Annotated in this window: 12 protein-coding genes and 1 tRNA gene; 7 read left to right on the forward strand and 6 right to left on the reverse strand. The window is 67.2% G+C overall.

What is annotated here, in order from left to right; translation table 11 throughout:
- The first annotated feature begins 15 nt into the window (after positions 1-15).
- On the forward strand, positions 16-855 hold the full coding sequence (locus P1K30_RS23925) for an NAD(P)H-hydrate dehydratase (RefSeq protein WP_338052341.1): 840 nt from the start codon (positions 16-18) through the stop codon (positions 853-855).
- A 71-nt stretch (positions 856-926) separates the two neighbouring features.
- On the opposite strand, the gene P1K30_RS01725 is transcribed toward P1K30_RS23925, so the two are convergent.
- Positions 927-1,880, reverse strand: a complete 954-nt coding sequence (locus P1K30_RS01725) for a radical SAM protein (protein WP_275630942.1) — start codon at positions 1,878-1,880, stop codon at positions 927-929.
- Positions 1,881-2,064: 184 nt separating this feature from the next.
- On the opposite strand from P1K30_RS01725, the gene zwf reads away from it, so the two are divergent.
- The 4 genes from zwf to P1K30_RS01745 all read left to right on the forward strand — a co-directional run bounded on the left by zwf (position 2,065) and on the right by P1K30_RS01745 (position 7,226).
- Positions 2,065-3,522 (forward strand): glucose-6-phosphate dehydrogenase, encoded by a 1,458-nt coding sequence (gene zwf, locus P1K30_RS01730; protein ID WP_275630943.1) that lies wholly within the window; start codon positions 2,065-2,067, stop codon positions 3,520-3,522.
- Positions 3,519-4,193, forward strand: coding sequence for a 6-phosphogluconolactonase (pgl, locus tag P1K30_RS01735; RefSeq protein WP_275630944.1), 675 nt, complete (start codon positions 3,519-3,521; stop codon positions 4,191-4,193). Before zwf ends, pgl begins: the two co-directional genes overlap by 4 nt.
- A gap of 20 nt (positions 4,194-4,213) precedes the next feature.
- Positions 4,214-5,821, forward strand: coding sequence for a glucose-6-phosphate isomerase (pgi, locus tag P1K30_RS01740; RefSeq protein WP_275630945.1), 1,608 nt, complete (start codon positions 4,214-4,216; stop codon positions 5,819-5,821).
- Positions 5,822-6,131: 310 nt separating this feature from the next.
- A complete protein-coding gene (locus P1K30_RS01745) occupies positions 6,132-7,226 on the forward strand; it encodes a histidine kinase dimerization/phosphoacceptor domain -containing protein (protein WP_275630946.1) in 1,095 nt (364 codons plus the stop codon).
- Between the two features lie 671 nt (positions 7,227-7,897).
- Here P1K30_RS01745 and P1K30_RS01750 read toward each other — a convergent pair.
- Positions 7,898-7,971, reverse strand: a tRNA-Gly gene (locus P1K30_RS01750).
- A gap of 139 nt (positions 7,972-8,110) precedes the next feature.
- On the opposite strand from P1K30_RS01750, the gene P1K30_RS01755 reads away from it, so the two are divergent.
- Positions 8,111-9,109 (forward strand): serine hydrolase domain-containing protein, encoded by a 999-nt coding sequence (locus P1K30_RS01755; RefSeq protein WP_275630947.1) that lies wholly within the window; start codon positions 8,111-8,113, stop codon positions 9,107-9,109.
- Here the strand turns inward: P1K30_RS01755 and P1K30_RS01760 are convergent.
- The 4 genes from P1K30_RS01760 to P1K30_RS01775 form a co-directional block, all read right to left on the reverse strand.
- Positions 9,106-11,148 (reverse strand): ASKHA domain-containing protein, encoded by a 2,043-nt coding sequence (locus P1K30_RS01760; RefSeq protein ID WP_275631553.1) that lies wholly within the window; start codon positions 11,146-11,148, stop codon positions 9,106-9,108. The two genes, P1K30_RS01755 and P1K30_RS01760, sit on opposite strands and share 4 nt — an antisense overlap.
- 113 nt (positions 11,149-11,261) lie before the next feature.
- On the reverse strand, positions 11,262-13,121 hold the full coding sequence (locus P1K30_RS01765) for an extracellular solute-binding protein (protein ID WP_275630948.1): 1,860 nt from the start codon (positions 13,119-13,121) through the stop codon (positions 11,262-11,264).
- A 163-nt stretch (positions 13,122-13,284) separates the two neighbouring features.
- Entirely contained in the window at positions 13,285-13,884 is a 600-nt protein-coding gene (locus tag P1K30_RS01770; protein WP_275630949.1) for a CDP-alcohol phosphatidyltransferase family protein, read from the reverse strand.
- An 11-nt stretch (positions 13,885-13,895) separates the two neighbouring features.
- Positions 13,896-15,449 (reverse strand): xylulokinase, encoded by a 1,554-nt coding sequence (locus tag P1K30_RS01775; protein WP_275630950.1) that lies wholly within the window; start codon positions 15,447-15,449, stop codon positions 13,896-13,898.
- Positions 15,450-15,564: 115 nt separating this feature from the next.
- On the opposite strand from P1K30_RS01775, the gene P1K30_RS01780 reads away from it, so the two are divergent.
- Positions 15,565-16,503 carry a hypothetical protein gene (locus P1K30_RS01780; protein ID WP_275630951.1) on the forward strand — a complete coding sequence of 313 codons (939 nt, stop codon included), beginning with the start codon at positions 15,565-15,567 and terminating at the stop codon, positions 16,501-16,503.
- Positions 16,504-16,567 lie beyond the last annotated feature (64 nt).

A 16,567-nucleotide genomic window follows, 5' to 3' on the forward strand; every position in this document is an offset into this window, starting at 1 on the left:
ATCGCCGGAGTCCCGATGCCCGATCCCGACACACTACCCGGCTTGGCCGAACGGCTGGCCAAGCAGCCCGAAGACCACAAATACGGCCACGGCCACGCGCTGATCCTGTGCGGCGGGCCGGGCCGGGGCGGCGCCGCGCGGATGGCGGCGCGGGGCGCGCTGCGGATCGGGGCCGGTCTGGTGACGCTTGGCGTTCCGCCCGCGGCGCAGCAAGAGAACGCGACCCGGCTTGATGCCATCATGCTGCGGCGCGTGGCCGACGCGGCGGCGCTGACAGAGCTGTTGCAGGACACGCGGCTGAACGCCGTCTGCATCGGCCCCGGGTTTGGCCTGTCGGACGATCACGCGGACCTTGTCGCGGCGGCGTTGGCGGCCGGTCGGGCCACGGTGTTGGACGCCGACGCGCTGACGCTTCTGTCGCGGGATGCGGACCTTTTCGGAACCCTGCACGACCGCTGCGTCCTGACACCCCACGCGGGCGAATTCGCGCGGCTGTTTCCCGACATCGCGGACCGTGTCGAGCACCGGGCAGAGGCCACCCGCGCCGCCGCCGCAAGGGCTGGCTGCACCGTGCTGCTGAAGGGCGCGGTGACCGTCATCGCCGATCCCGACGGAACGACGGCGACCCACCGCGCCGAGGGCGCGCAGGCCGCGCCGTGGCTGGCGACGGCGGGGGCAGGGGACGTGCTGGCGGGCTTCATCGCCGGGCTTCTGGCGCGGGGCAGCGCGCCGCTTCAGGCCGCCGAAGACGCCGCTTGGCTGCATGCCGCTTGCGCGCGCGCCTTCGGGCCGGGCCTGATCGCCGAGGATCTGCCCGACACGCTGCCACGGGTTTTCCGCACGCTGGGCCTATAGTCCCCGCAGGCTTCTTCTGACTGTAAATATCCCCGCCGGAGGCTCCTGCCGCCGCAACGGGCGATGCCGTGTCAGGCGGAACAACTCGCCCCGCCAAGCACGCAGAACTTGGCGCAGTGCGGGTGGTTCAGCTGGACCGCGCCCTCGGCCTCTGCCAGCGTCTTGCCAAGCTCGAACTGGGCGTCGTACGGCAGCAGGGTGCAGGCCACCACCGCCGGGCGCGCGGCGCCCTTGCGCTTTACCACCATCCGGCTGGAGGCGCACATCACCTGTTCGGGCGACTTGTGCAGGATGCCCCAGCAGGCGGTGGTGATCTCGGGCACCTCGACCTGTTCGTCCATCTCGGGAAACAGCACGGTCTGGCCCGGATCGGTGGCGGCGATGTTGAACCCGTGCCGGGCGTACAGCGCGGCATAGCCGTCGCGCGCGGCGGTCTCGGTCTCGTCCCACAGGGTGCGGCCCGCGACGGTCATCCGCGCGCCGATGTCGCGCAGCCATTCCATCCCCTCGACGGTCCGGTCGAAACTGCCGGTGCCGCGTTCCTCGTCGTGCTTGTCCGCAGACCAGTGGTCGACCGAGATTCGCAGCGTCAGCCGGTCGCCGTACTCCGCCACCAGCGCGCGCAGCCCGTCCTGCACCCGGGGGCGCATCATCGGACGCATTGCGTTGGTCAGGATCAAAACCTCGTAGCCGCGCGCCAGCGACCGGCGGGCCATTTCGATCATCTCGGGGTTCATGAACGGCTCGCCGCCGGTGAACCCGATCTCGCGCGCCTGCCAGTCGCGGTCTTCCAGCTGGTCGAGATACTCTGACACCTCGTCCGCCCTGATATAGACCAGCCGGTCGTTCTCGGGCGAGCTTTCGATATAGCAGTTGGCGCACTCGATGTTGCACAGCGTGCCGGTGTTGAACCACAGCGTCTGCGGATCGGACAGCGGCACCGAGGCGCGCGTCTCTCCCTTCGCGGTCACGAAGGGGTCCGAGAATTTCACATGTTGTCCGGTATCGGTCGCGTGGTCTTTCATTCGTTGCCCATTCCATTTCCGCGCGTTCGCGTCTCGCGACAGCCTAGTCCCCCATCAAACCGTCGAAAACCCGCGCATTTGGTGCATGTCGCGGTTGTGATGCCGCATCCTGGCGCTAGACTTGGCGGGAACTTGTGATAAATCCAGCGCCGTTAGCGCTAACCAAATCCCGGAAAGGTCGCTCATGGTCTCCCGCGTCATCCCTGTGGATCCCTTCGATCTTGTCATCTTCGGCGGCACCGGCGATCTGGCCCGCCGCAAGATCCTTCCTGGCCTGTACCGCCGCTTCTGGGCCGGTCAGATGCCCGAGGACGCCCGCATCGTCGGCTGCTCGCGCCACGAAATGTCCGACGACGAGTACCGCGAGGAAGTGCGCGGCGCGATCCAGGAATTCGCCATCGAAGGCAAGGAGGACGCCGAGAAGGTGGATGCCTTCCTTGAGATCATCAGCTTCGTCGCGGTGGACGCCACCGGCGACAAGGGCTGGAAGGAACTGGCCAAGAAGGTCCGCGACGAGGTCGTCAACGCCTTCTACTTCTCGGTCGGCCCCAGCCTGTTCGGCGATCTGGCCGAGCGCCTGCACAAATACAAGATGGCCGGTCAGGACACCCGGATCGTCGTCGAGAAGCCGTTCGGCCACGACCTGAAAAGCGCGCAGGATCTGAACGCGACGCTGCGCAAGTACTTCGCCGAAGAACAGATCTACCGTATCGACCACTATCTGGGCAAAGAGACGGTGCAGAACCTGATGGCCGTCCGCTTCGGCAACGTCCTGTTCGAGCCGCTGTGGAACGCTTTGTACGTCGATCACATTCAGATCACCGTGGCCGAGACCGTGGGTGTCGGCGGGCGCGGCAGCTATTACGACAAGTCCGGCGCGATGCGGGACATGGTGCAGAACCACCTGATGCAGCTTCTGTGCCTGATCGCGATGGAGCCGCCGCACCATTTCGAACCCGATGCGGTGCGCGACGAGAAGCTGAAGGTGATCCGCGCGCTGGATCCGGTCCAGCCCGAAGACCTTGTGCGCGGCCAGTACGAAGGTGACGACAAGGTCGCCAGCTACTTCGACGATGTCGAGGATCCGGGCTCGATCACCGAAAGCTTCATCGCGATGAAGCTGCACATCTCGAACTGGCGCTGGAAGGGCACGCCGATCTACGTGCGCACCGGCAAGCGCCTGAAGGCGCGGGCGTCGGAGATCGCGGTGGTGTTCAAGCACCCGCCGCACTCGATCTTCGGCGAGAAGGCGAACGAACGGCGCGGCAACGTGCTGGTGATCCGGCTTCAGCCGAACGAGGGGATGAACCTTCGCGTGACCATCAAGGAACCGGGGCCGGGCGGGATGCGCCTGATCGAGGTGCCGCTGGACATGTCCTTCGCCGACGCGCTGGGGCCGGACGCGGGTGACGTGGCGGATGCCTACGAACGCCTGATCATGGACGTGATCCGGGGCAACCAGACGCTGTTCATGCGCGGCGACGAGGTCGAGGCCGCGTGGGCGTGGGCCGACCCGATCATCGCGTCGTGGGAAGAGTCGGGCGAGCGGCCCAAGTCTTACGCGCCCGGATCGACCGGACCGGAAGAGGCGCTGATGCTGCTGTACCGCGAGGGACGCCGCTGGCGGGACGTGAAGGCATGAACTTCGTCGAATACGCCGACCGCGAGATGATGATGATCGATCTCGCGAACAAGCTGGCCGGAGAATTGAACAGCCACCTGATGCACGAGGACACGGCGACGCTTGCCGTGCCCGGCGGCACGACGCCCGGTCCGATCTTCGACGATCTTTGCGCGGCGCGGCTGGACTGGGGCCGGGTGAAGGTGATGCTGACCGATGAACGCTGGGTGCCCGGCGACAGCCCCCGGTCCAACACCAAGCTGATCCGCGAACGCCTGCTGGTCAGCCGCGCGTCCTCGGCCACCTACGTGCCGCTGTACGCGGACGCGCCCGAGCCCGAGGACAAGCTGGACGCCCTGCGCGACAGCGTCGCCGGGGCGCTGCCGATCACGGTCCTGCTGCTAGGCATGGGCGACGACATGCACACCGCGTCGCTGTTCCCGCATGGCGACGGTCTGGCCGAGGCGCTGGCTTCCGACGCGCCCGTGCTTCTGCCGGTCCGGACCCCGGATCAGCCCGAAGCCCGCGTCACCCTGTCGGCCCGCGTCCTAAAGGATGCGATGTCGACCCATATCGTCATCACCGGCGCCAAGAAGCGGGAGGCGCTGGAACGCGCCCGGAAAGAGCGCGACCCGATGGCCGCCCCGGTGATTTCCATCCTTCCCGAAGCCACGGTCCATTGGGCAGAGTAAAACTGGGCGGAGTACCAACGATGTTCGAAGACCTGAAATCCCATCTGGCGACCGTGAAGGACCGTCAGATCCTGTCCCTGTTCGACGATGCCGACCGGGCCGAAACCTTTTCGGCCACCGCGCTTGGCATGTTGTTCGATTACTCGAAGACCAACATCGACCTGCACACCCGCGACCTTCTGCTGGCGCTGGCCGACCAGCGCGGCGTGGCCGAGCGGCGCGAGGCGATGTTCACCGGCGCCAAGATCAACGAGACCGAGGGCCGGGCGGTGCTGCACACCGCGCTGCGCAATCCCGACGGCTCGGTGACGGTCGACGGCGAGGACGTGATGCCCGGCGTGCGCGAAACCCTGTCGCGGATGGAAGCCTTTGCCTCTGACCTGCGTGGCGGCGGCTTCACGACGCCTGCGGGCAAGCGGTTCACCGACGTGATCAACATCGGCATCGGCGGGTCCGACCTTGGCCCCGCGATGGCGGTTCTGGCGCTGGCGCCCTACGGCGACGGGCCGCGCTGCCATTTCGTGTCGAACGTCGACGGCGCGCATATCCACGACGTCACGGCGGCGCTTGATCCCGAGACGACGCTGGTGATCGTCGCGTCCAAGACCTTCACCACCATCGAGACGATGACCAACGCCAAGACCGCCCGCGACTGGATCGCGGCGGCGGTGGGCGAGGATGCCGCAGGCGGCCATTTCGCGGCGCTGTCGTCGAACCTTGAGAAGACCGCCGACTTCGGCATCGACGAAAGCCGCGTGTTCGGGTTCGAGGACTGGGTTGGTGGCCGCTATTCCATGTGGGGGCCGATCGGCCTGTCGCTGATGATCGCGGTCGGGCCGGACGACTTCCGCGCGTTCCTCGCCGGCGGCGCCGCGATGGACGATCACTTCCGCACCGCCGAGGGCGCGGACAACATCCCGCTGATGCTGGCGCTGGTCGGGATCTGGCACAATCAGGTGTGTGACCACGCGACCCGCGCGGTGCTGCCGTATGACCAGCGCCTGTCGCGGCTGCCCGCGTACCTGCAACAGCTGGAAATGGAATCGAACGGCAAGTCGGTGTCGATGGACGGCGCGCGGCTGGACTACAATTCTGGCCCCGTGGTCTGGGGCGAGCCGGGCACCAACGGCCAGCACGCCTTTTACCAGCTGATCCATCAGGGCACGCGGGTGATCCCCTGCGAATTCATGGTGGCGGCGAAGGGGCACGAGCCGAAGCTCGTCCACCAGCACCAACTGCTGATGGCCAACTGCCTTGCCCAATCCGAGGCGCTGATGCGCGGCCGGTCGCTGGACGAGGCAACCGGCAAGGTCGCGGGCAAGTTCGAGGGCGCCGAGCTGGAACGTCAGGCGCGGCACCGGGTGTTCGAGGGCAACCGCCCGTCGACCACGCTGGTCTATCCGCTGCTGACGCCGAAGATGCTGGGCCAGATCATCGCGCTGTACGAGCATCGCGTCTTCGTGGAAGGCGTGATCCTTGGCATCAACTCGTTCGACCAGTGGGGCGTCGAACTGGGCAAGGAACTGGCCACCGCGCTGGGTCCCATCGTGGCGGGCGAGGAAAGCGCCGATGGCAAGGATGGCTCGACCCGGCAACTCGTGAATTACATACACCGATACGCCAACTGAACCGGGCCGAGCCCATCCCGAGCGGTGGCGGACAGGTCCGCCGGGCCGTCGGGAACGACGCATGGCGCGGGACCAGAACACGGTCCCAGCTTTGCGTCTCGGTTGGAGGCACGGGTCGGCTGTCGGAAAAGTTTCATTCCCGACACATCTTTTGCCAAGGGTCCGGCGGCAAGCCGCTGATATCGTTCAATGTCATTTGCGGGCTTCCGCCGGGCCGGTCGCGAACCCGTGAATTGCGCGAATGTGCCTTGCAAGCGCATTGAAATGTTTGGATGATCCAGTCCGCTTGCGCACCGGGGGAACGACGACAGTGAAGGCCGATCTACATCCAAGACAGGGCGCGCGACTTGCGGCGCTGTCGGCCTATGACATTCTCGATACGCCGCCCGAGGACGCCTTTTCAGAGGTCGTCGGGCTTGTTTCGCGCATCTGCGACATGCCGGTTGCGCTGGTCTCGCTGGTCGAAGAGCACCGCCAGTGGTTCAAGGCGCGCATGGGTCTGGACGCCACCGAAACCCCGATCGAACAGTCGATCTGTTCCCACGCGATCCTTGGCGACAACGTTCTTGAGATCGAGGACACGCAGACAGATCCGCGCAGTGCGGACAACCCGCTGTGCATGGGCGACCGCGCGTTCCGGTTCTACGCCGGGGCGCCGCTGATCACGCCCGACGGCTTGCCGCTGGGGTCGCTGTGCGTGCTGGACTATCGGCCCCGCAAGCTGACCGACGTGCAACGCGAAACCCTTGAGGTGATGGCGAAGCAGGTGATGGCGCAGCTTGACCTGCGGCTGTCGCTGCGGACGGCCGACACGCTCCGCCGCGAGATCGACCACCGGGTAAAGAACTCGCTTCAGTCGCTGGCGGCGGTGGCGCGGTTCGAGGCGCGGCGTTCGAAAAGCGACGATGCGAAGCAGGCGCTGGAACGGGTCGGGCGCCGGATCGGATCGGTCGCGGTGGTGCACGAACAGCTGTACCGCACCGGCACCGACCACACGGTCGCGCTGGACGCTTATCTAGAGAACCTTGCCCGCCACCTGGCCGAGATCGCGCCCGAAGGCATCGCCGTGTCGGGCGAGGCTCCGGCGATCCAGATCGCATCGGCCGACGCGGCGATGGTGGGGGTGCTGTTCAACGAGACGGCGGCGAACGCCTTCAAGCACGCGTTCCCCGGCGAGCGGGTCGGCCACATCCGCTATCACGCGGAACAGCTGCCGGACGGTCAGATCAGGTTCTCGTGCGAGGACGACGGCGTCGGCCTGCCGGACGAAGCCGATACACAGGACGGGCTGGGCACGATGCTTGGCGAGGTCATCAGCCTTGAACTGGACGGAATGCTGGACGTGACGCGTCTGGATCAGGGCGTGCGGATCAGCCTGGATTTCACGCCGAAAGAGCCGGGGTAGGGCGGTTCGGTGTGTCGGTGCGCATGAATGCGCACCCTACGGTTTGGTGGAGTGTCGTTACGTTGGTGCGCATGAATGCGCACCCTACGGTATGGTTGGGCGTCGTTACGTCGGTGCGCATGAATGCGCACCCTGCGGTTTGGTGGGGTGTCGCTACGTTGGTGCGCATGAATGCGCACCCTACGGTTTGGTTGGATGTCGTCACGTCGGTGCGCATGAATGCGCACCCTACGGTTTGGTTGGATGTCGTCACGTCGGTGCGCATGAATGCGCACCCTACGGGTTGGTCGGACGTCGTCACGCCGGTGCACATAAATGCGTACCCTAAGGTTCGCTCGGATGTCGTCACGTAGGATGCGCATTCATGCGCACCGGGACCCCGATCGGACAAGACAAACGCCACGAAGAAGCCCCCGTAGGGTGCGCATTCATGCGCACCGACACCCCGACCGGACGAGACAAACGCCACGATGAAGCCCCCGTAGGGTGCGCATTCATGCGCACCGGCACCCCGATCGGACAAGACAAGCGCCACCATGAAGCCTCCGTACGGAGCGCATTCATGCGCACCGGCACCCCGACCGGACGAGACAAACGCCACCACGAGGCCCCCGTATGGTGTGCATTCATGCGCACCGACGACCCAAACCGACCGAAATATCAGGAAATCCTGGAGCGGGTGAAGGGAATCGAACCCTCGTCTTAAGCTTGGGAAGCTCCTGCTCTACCATTGAGCTACACCCGCCCGGGTGCAGGGGAGATAGCCGCTGCCGGCTGGTCCGTCAATGGGCCACAGCCGGCGCGACAGGCACCGGCGCGGCGGCCCACGTCACCGTGATCGCCGCTGCCTTGCCAAACCGGGACGGCGACCGAATATCACCCCCATGAACAGAACCCACGCCCCCCGTATCGCCCTGAACCGACGTCATTTTCTGGCCGCCACCGGCGCCGCGCTCGCCGCGCCGTCGGTCGCGCGCGCGCAGGGGTTTCGCGACTTGGCGGCGGACCATGCCGACCGGCTGCATTCGATCGTCGTGCGCCGCGACGACGAGGAAATCTTCGCCCAAAGCTGGGGCGGGCGCGGTCTGGACGGGATCGCCAACGTCAAGTCGGTGTCAAAAACGCTGATGGCGCTGTTGACCGGCATCGCCATCGACCGTGGCGTGATCGAGGGCACCGACGCGCGGGTTCTGCCGCTGCTGGGCCGCCCCGAGACCGGGGACGCCCGCGACGACCTGACCATCGACCACCTGCTGACCATGCGGACCGGGCTGGAAAGCGTGTCCGGCGGCAACTACGGCGCATGGGTCGCCAGCGGCAACTGGGTCGATACCGCGCTGGAGCAGGACCTCGTCGGCACGCCCGGCGGGCGGTTCATCTATTCGACCGGCGGCTGGCACGTGCTTGGTGCGCTGCTGTCGCAGGTGACGGGGCAGAACCTGCTGTCGCTGGCGCGCGACTGGCTGGGCGCGCCGATGGGGATCGATTTCGCGCCTTGGGTGCAGGACCCGCAGGGGCGGTATCTTGGCGGCAACGACATGGCGCTGTCGCCGCGCGGGCTGGCGCGGATCGGGCAGATGGCGGTCGATGACGGCCAATGGCAGGACAAGACCGTGGTGTCCGGGGGCTGGCTGGACACCAGCTGGGAGCCGCGCACCCGCTCGCCGTTCTCGGGCGACCAATACGGCTATGGCTGGTTCCTGACCCGGATGGACGGGGCCGACACCGCCTATGCCCGGGGCTACGGCGGGCAGATGCTGGCGGTGATCCCGTCACGGCGGATGGTGATCGCGATCACCTCGGATCCGTCGCAGCCAGCCCGGTCGGAAGGCTACTTCGGCGATCTGCGGCAACTGGCCGGGGCCATCGCCGCCGAGGTCTAGCCGCGTCGCCTGCGCCGCCGCCCGCCGTCTTCGCCGCCGCCGGTGTTGAAGCTGACATCGGGCAGGGGCGCGACACCGGAGAGATGCGGAAACGGGTCGGTCGCGTGCGGGATCGCGTTGGCGGCGACGAAATGTTCCTGAAACCGCGGCTCGATCGCGGTCTCGACCTTGTGGATCCGGTGCACGCGCCGTTCGATCTCGGCCCGCGCGGCGCGGTTGCACAGGGCGATCCGCGCCCCGGTTCCGGCCGCGTTCCCGGCCGAGGTCACGCGGTCCAGCGCGCAGTCGGGGATCATCCCCAAGACCATCGCATGCTTGGGCGAGATATGGGCCCCGAACGCGCCCGCCAGCACCACGCGGTCCACCGTGTCGGTGTCCAACTCGTCCATCAGCAGCCGTGCCCCTGCGTACAGCGCCGACTTGGCCAGCTGGATCGCGCGGATGTCGCTTTGCGTGACGCTGATCAGCGGGCCACCGTCGGTGCGACCATCGTGCAGCACATAGGCGTGCGTCCGGCCCTCGGCGATGCAGCGGTCGGTGCCGGTTTGCGCCGCCGACCCGATCAGCCCGCGCGCGTCCAGCACGCCCGCCATGCGCATTTCGGCCACCGCCTCGATGATGCCCGAGCCACAGATGCCGGTGATCCCGCTGGCGGCGGTCTGCGCGGCAAAGCCGTCTTCGTCGGACCACAGATCGCAGCCGATGATGCGAAAGCGCGGCTCTTTGGTGACCGGGTCGATCTCGACCCGCTCGATGGCGCCGGGGGCGGCGCGCTGGCCGGAACTGATCTGCGCGCCCTCGAAGGCGGGGCCGGTGGGCGAGGAACAGGCCAGCACCCGGCGCTTGTCGCCCAGCTGGATCTCGGCGTTGGTGCCGACGTCGACGATCAGCACGAGGTCCTCGGAGGCCCACGGTTCCTCGGCCAGCGCGACAGCGGCGGCATCGGCGCCGACATGGCCCGCGATGCAGGGCAGCAGGTACACGCGGGCGGCGGGGTTCAGGCCGCTCAGGTCCAGTTCGGCGGCGTCCAGCGACAGCGAGTCCGAGGTGGCCAGCGCGAAGGGCGCCTGTCCCAGTTCCACCGGGTCGAGTCCCACCAGCAGGTGGTGCATCACCGGGTTGCACACCAGAACGCATTCCATGATCTGCGAGGGCTCGATGCTGCCTTCGGCGGCGATCTCGGTCACCAGACGATTGATCGCGTCGCGCACGGCCCGTGTCATCTCGGCCGCGCCGTCCGCGTTCATCATCGCGTAGGACACCCGGCTCATCAGGTCCTCGCCAAAGCGGATCTGCGGGTTCATCACGCCCGCGCTGGCGATCACCTCGCCATTGCGCAGGTCGCACAGATGCGCCGCGATGGTGGTGGAGCCAAGGTCGATGGCCAGACCGTACAGCCGCCCGTCCCAGAAGCCGGGCCACAGGTCGAGAATGCGCTCGCCCGCGTCGGCATGGCCCCGGTGCAGCGCGACGGTGACCTGCCAGCCGCCCTTGCGCAGCGCGGGTTGCAGCTTGGACAGGACGGGCAGCGGGACGGTCAGCCCCTCGGTCCCGATCTGCCACTGGTCGGCCAGCGCGCGTTTCAGCCGCTCAAGGTCGCCCGAGGGTTCGTGCATGTCCGGCTCGGTCACCTCGACAAGGTACAGCCGGGTCGCCGGGTCCATCGTGATGTCGCGCACCGCGGCGGCCTTGCGGACCACCTGCTTGTGCACCTGACTTTCCGGCGGCACGTCGATCACCACGTCGGACAGGATCTGCGCCTGACAGCCAAGGCGGCGGCCTTCCTTCAGGCCGCGCACCCGGTCATAGCGTTCTTCCACCGCGTTCCAGTCCGACAGAGCGTCGGGTTTCACCGTGACGCCATGTTTGGAGAATTCGCCGTAGGACGGGTTCACCTGACATTTCGAGCAAATGCCGCGCCCGCCACAGACCGAATCCAGATCGACCCCAAGCTGGCGCGCGGCGGTCAGGACTGGGGTGCCCGCAGGCACGCGGCCGCGTTTGCCGGAAGGAGTGAAGATGACGAGCGGATCCATGATCGCCTTTGCCGGTTGCCTCGTGCGGGCCGAGCATAACGTGCTGACGGGTAATGGATAGCCGGGGCGTGGACGGGGCGGGCGAGAATATCCGACCGCCCCGGTCCGGATTGCGACTACCGTAGGGCGCCTGCGGCCTGCAGCGCCTCGTACTTTTCTTGGTCCCACCACCAGTAATCGGTGCCCCGGTGGTACTCGGGCTTGGTGTCGGGTTTGCCGAACACGTCCCAGTAGGCCATCCAGTGCGTGCCCTTGTACCAGTTCGGCACCCAGATGTGCTTGGCGCGCAGGACCCGGTCCAGCGCCTTCACCCGCGCGGTCATCGAGGGCAGGTCCTCGGCGTCGATGATCTCTTCGATCAGCGCGTCGACCACCGAGTCCGAGACACCGGCAAGGTTCAGCGTACCGGGCTGTTCCGCCCCGCGCGACCCGAAGATGGTGCGCAGTTCGACCGAGGGGCGCAGCGGCAGCACGATCCGGGCGATCATGATGTCGAAGTCGAAGTTCTGTTGCCGCTCGACCTCTTGCGCGGAATCGACGCGGGTATAGACGGCGTCGATGCCCACCCGCTTCATGTTCTCGATGAACGGCAGGATGATCCGTTCGAACGATGCGCTGTCGGAAATGAATTCGACCCGCAGCGGGTCGCCCTCGGCGTTGGTTCGGATGCCGTTGGCGCCCACGGTCCAGCCGGCTTCGTCCAGCAGGGCGGACGCGGCGCGGTTCGCGCTGCGTTCCAGCTGCCGCTCGCCCGAATAGACCGGGGGCGAGGCCGCCGGGTCGGTGAACACGGTGTCGGGCAACTGGTCGCGGAACGGTTCCAGCACCGCCAGTTCGTCGCCCTCGGGCAGACCCTCGGCCTGCAGGTCCGAGTTTTCCCAGAAGCTGTCGGACCGTTCGTACAGGCCGTAGAACAGCGTCTGGTTGGTCCATTCGAAGTTGAACATCATGCCGATGGCTTCGCGGACGCGGACGTCCTGAAACACCGGGCGGCGCAGGTTCATGTAGAACCCCTGTGCGCCGGACGAGCGTCCGTCGGGGATCGTCTCCATCTTCACCCAGCCGTTGTCGATGGCGGGGAAGTCATACGAGGTCGCCCAGATCGACGAGGTGAATTCCTCTTGCAGCAGGTATTCGCCCGCCTTGAACGCCTCGAACTGGGCGGTGCGGTCGGCGAAGTATTCGTAGGTGTAGCAGTCGAAGTTGTCCTTGCCGACGATGACGGGAAGCCCTTCGCCCCAATAGTCGGGGTCCTTGCAGTAGGTGATCGTACGGCCCGGGCTGACGCTGTCGACGCGGAACCGGCCCGACGATACCGGCGGGTCGAGCGTGGAGTCGTCGAACGGGACGTCGGCGTAGTAATGTTCCGCAAGGATCGGCATCTCGGCGGCCATCGCGGGAAGATCGCGGGTGGCCGCGCCGTCGGCGAAGGTGAACTTCACGGTGTGCGCATCCAGCGCCTCGGCGCTTTCGATGTCTTCGAACAGGATGCGGTAATAGGGTTCGGCCTGCGTCTTGAACATCTCGAGCGAGAAGACGACGTCCGATGCCTCGATCGGCTCGCCGTCCGAAAAGCGCGCTTCGGGGCGCATGGTGAAGGTGGCCCAGCTGCGGTCCTCGGGGTACTCGACGCTTTCGGCGACCAGCGGGTAGTACGAGGCCGGTTCGTCCCATGACTGCACCATCAGGCTGTCGTGCAGCCGTTCCAGCCCCTGCGCCGATTCCCCCTTCAGGATGAACATGTTGAGGCTGTCGAAGGTGTTCGACGCAAGCGTGCCCCGGAAGGTCATGGTGCCGCCCTGCGGCGCGTCCGGATTGACGTAGTCGAAATAGGGGAAGTCCGCCGGGTACTTCAGGTCTCCGAACGGGGACAGCCCGTGCGAGACGGTGGTGTCCTGCGCCTGTGCCGCAAGGGGCAAGGCGAGAACGAGGGCGGGGGCGAGTGCGGCGAGAAGCGCCGGGCGCGATCTGGTCATGAGGCTCCCTGGTGTCCTTGTGTTTCGCCGGAGTGTAACGGGTTTCGCACCACGGGGAAGCCGGTCGCGCTGTCACGTTTGGCGGAGGTCGCGCGGGAAGGGGGCTCTGCCCCCATCGCCTTCGGCGATTCCCCCGGGATATTTCCGGACAGAAGAAGCCGGATCAGTCGCCGCGCCCGGCGTCGACCTCGCGCAGGATCGCGGCGGCGCGGCGGGCGCGTTGCAGGGCAGTCAGGTGGCACAATGCGGCGTACAGACCAAGGCCCCACGGCAGCACCCAGTCCCACGGCAGCACCCCGGCCAGTACCATCAGGACGCAGGTGTAGATGATCCGTTCCAGCCGTTCGAAAGCGTCGGGCCACGCGGTGTTGGACACCGGGGTTTCGATCGCGGTGCGGGCCTTGGCGTAGCTGGTGATCATCGCGCCCGAGAACCCCAGCAGCACCAGCGCCCAGTGGCCGGTGACCCAGCCGATGGAGAGGGCCACGACCAGTTCCTGATAGCGGTCGACCATCGCGTCGAAATAGCCGCCCAGCTTGCTGGACAGCCCGGTCTGCCGCGCCACCGCGCCGTCCAGCGCGTCGAACACGAAGGTGCAGGCCAGCGTCAGCCCGTATACCCAGTGCGACTGGTGCCAGAGATAGGCCGCCGAGGCGATGACGATCAGCACAAGGCCCGCCGCCGTCACCTGGTTCGGGGTGAACCCGGCGCGGGCGAGGGGGCGCGCCAGCGATTCCCACATCGGGTCGATCACGTCTTTCATCAGCCCGTCGATCATGCCGTGCCCTGCCGTTTGTATAGTTTCACCAGCGCCTTGCGGATGTGTTTGAGGTCGTCGTAGCGGCGCGCCATCAGGTCGCGCTGCTGCGGGTCGGGTTCGATCACTGGCGCGGTGCAGTGGCCCAGCGTCGCGGCGGCGTCCCAGACCGTATCGGACCATCCCATCGCGGGGGCCGCCATCGCCGCCGCGCCGCGCATCCCGGCATAGGCCGTGTCGCGCACCTGCACCGGACGGTCCAAGGCGGCGGCCAGCGCGCGCACAAGGTGCGGGTTCGCCACGGCGCCGCCCACCAGCGGCAGCGGCCCGTCGGTGCGCGCGCCGCGCTCCTTGCTGACAAGGTCCCAGACCCAGCGGGTGTTCAGCGCGACGCCCTCGGTCACTGCGCGTTTCAACTCGGGCGGGCCGTGGCGCAGGTTCAGGCCGTGGAACGCGCCGCGCAGGCGTTCCTCGTCCGCCGGTACGCGTTCGCCCGCCAGCCACGGCAGGAAATACGGATCGTCCGGCGCGGGGGCGCCGATCTCGCGGTAGAAGGCGTCCAGCGCCGCGTCGTCGTCGGGCTGGCCGAAGGCGCGGGCCAGCCACGCCATCGCCGATCCCGCGACCTCTTGCGTGGCGATCAGAAGGGGGCGGTGGTCGATGGACGCGGTGATGGTGGCGTAGCTGGCGAAGGCGTTCAGCACGCGGCGGTCGAAGAAGCCCGACACCCAAGACGAGGTCGACACGCACAGGTGCAGCGCCCCGTCCGCGACGGCGCCGGACCCGATGGCGGTGACGCTGACGTCGCCGCCGCCGCCCAGCACCGGGGTGCCGGGGCGCAGGCCAAGCTGCCCCGCCGCCTGCGCCGTCAGCCCCTCGACCACCGAGGCGCCGTCGACGATGCGCGGCAGGCGATCCAACGGGATGCCGTAGTGTGCGGCCAATTGCGGCGACCAGCCTTCGCGCCCGCGCCGTGTGTCCATCAGCCATGTCAGGTTGGCGCTGTCGGCGGTGGTCGTCACCTCGCCGGTGGCGCGCAGGATCAGCCAGTCCTTCACGTCCAGCAGATGCGCGGTGCGGGCGTAGATCTCTGGCTCGTTCGCGGCGACCCACAGCATCTTGCCGGGCGGGTCCATGCCGTTGTGCGAGGGCGCGCCGTTCGCCAGCCGGATCGAGCGGGCAAGGAAGCGCGCGCCGTAGCCCGCGACCTTCGGAAACCCGCCGGTCTTGCCCCGGATCAGCGACGCGGACCGCTTGTCGAGCCAGACCATCGCCGGGCGCAGCGGATGCCCCGCGTCGTCAGCACAGACCAGCCCGCACATCTGCGCCGCGAACACGACGGCGCCGGTGCGGCCGGGCAGGTCGGGGATCTCGGCCCCCAGCCGGGCGATGCCGCGTGCCAGGGCGGCCCACCAGTCCTCGGGGCGTTGTTCGGCGCGGCTTTGTGCGGGAAGGTGCAGTGGATAGCGTTCCGTAACAGCCGCGACGACCGTCAGGTCCGGCCCGACGGCCCCGATCTTGACGCCCGAAGTGCCGAAATCGGCGGCAAGGATCAGGTCGGGGTCGGTCACGCGCGTCGATGTCCTGCTGGGAACTGCGCGATTGGGGTGCCACGCGGTCACGCGTTTGGCAACACCCGGGCTTGCAATCCCCGCACGGCTTGCCGAAAGGAAAGACATGAAGCCGATGGATATTGTCTATACGTGGGTCGACGACAGCTTTCCGGGATACCTGGAAGAGCTGAACCGCTATGCGGACGATCCGCGCGATTTGAACCCGAACCGCACCCGCGACAACCTTGAGGTCGTGCGCTTTTCATTGCGGTCGGTGGCGCGCAATTGCCCGTGGGTGCGGCGCATCCATTTCGTCACCTGCCGCCCGCAGGTGCCGGCGTGGCTGGATGCGGATCACCCGATGATCAACGTGGTGCATCATGACCGGCTGATGGATCGGAAGATCCTTCCGACTTACAATTCCTTTTGCATTGTCAGCCACCTGCATCTGATACCTGATGTGACGGATCAATTCGTCTACATGGAAGATGACATGCTGGCGATGGCGCCGGGAATGGCGGACGCGCTGTTCGCCGCCGACGGGCGACCGCAGGCGCATCTGCAGCCAAAGCCGATCCGGCAGGACCTTGATCCGGCGAAAGACAGCCCGTGGAACCTTGCGCTGGCCACCGCCGACCGGGCGCTTGCGGCGCGGTTCGGCGGCGGCCAAGGGCGGCGGCACATCATCCACGGCCCGCAGGTGATGGACGTGGCGAACAGTCGCGCAATGTGCGACGCCTTCGCCGCCGAGATCGCCACGACCCGCGCGTCGCGGTTCCGGGGCGGTGACAACGTCCCGCCCGAAGTGCTGAACCAGCACCACGGGATCGAAACAGGCGCCTTTGCCGAGGCGCCGTGGAGCTTGAGCAACGAACTGCAAGGCTATGTTTCAATTGAGAACTTCGCGCCGTGGACTTGGTGGCAGCTGAAGCGGATCAACGCACGCAAGCCGTTGTCGATCACGCTGAACGACAGCTTCGGGGACCGCCCGAACCCGCGCGTGGTGGCGATGGTCCGGGCGCAGTTGGACCGCTGGTTCCCCGATCCCGCGCCGTGGGAGCGCGATGCCTGACCTTCCGGCCATTGCGCCGGGGGCGGGATTTTCCTAGAAAAATCCGTGAAGCACGGTCTTTTTC

The sequence above is a fragment of the Psychromarinibacter halotolerans genome (assembly GCF_029168315.1).
In the GTDB taxonomy this organism is placed as follows: domain Bacteria; phylum Pseudomonadota; class Alphaproteobacteria; order Rhodobacterales; family Rhodobacteraceae; genus Psychromarinibacter; species Psychromarinibacter halotolerans.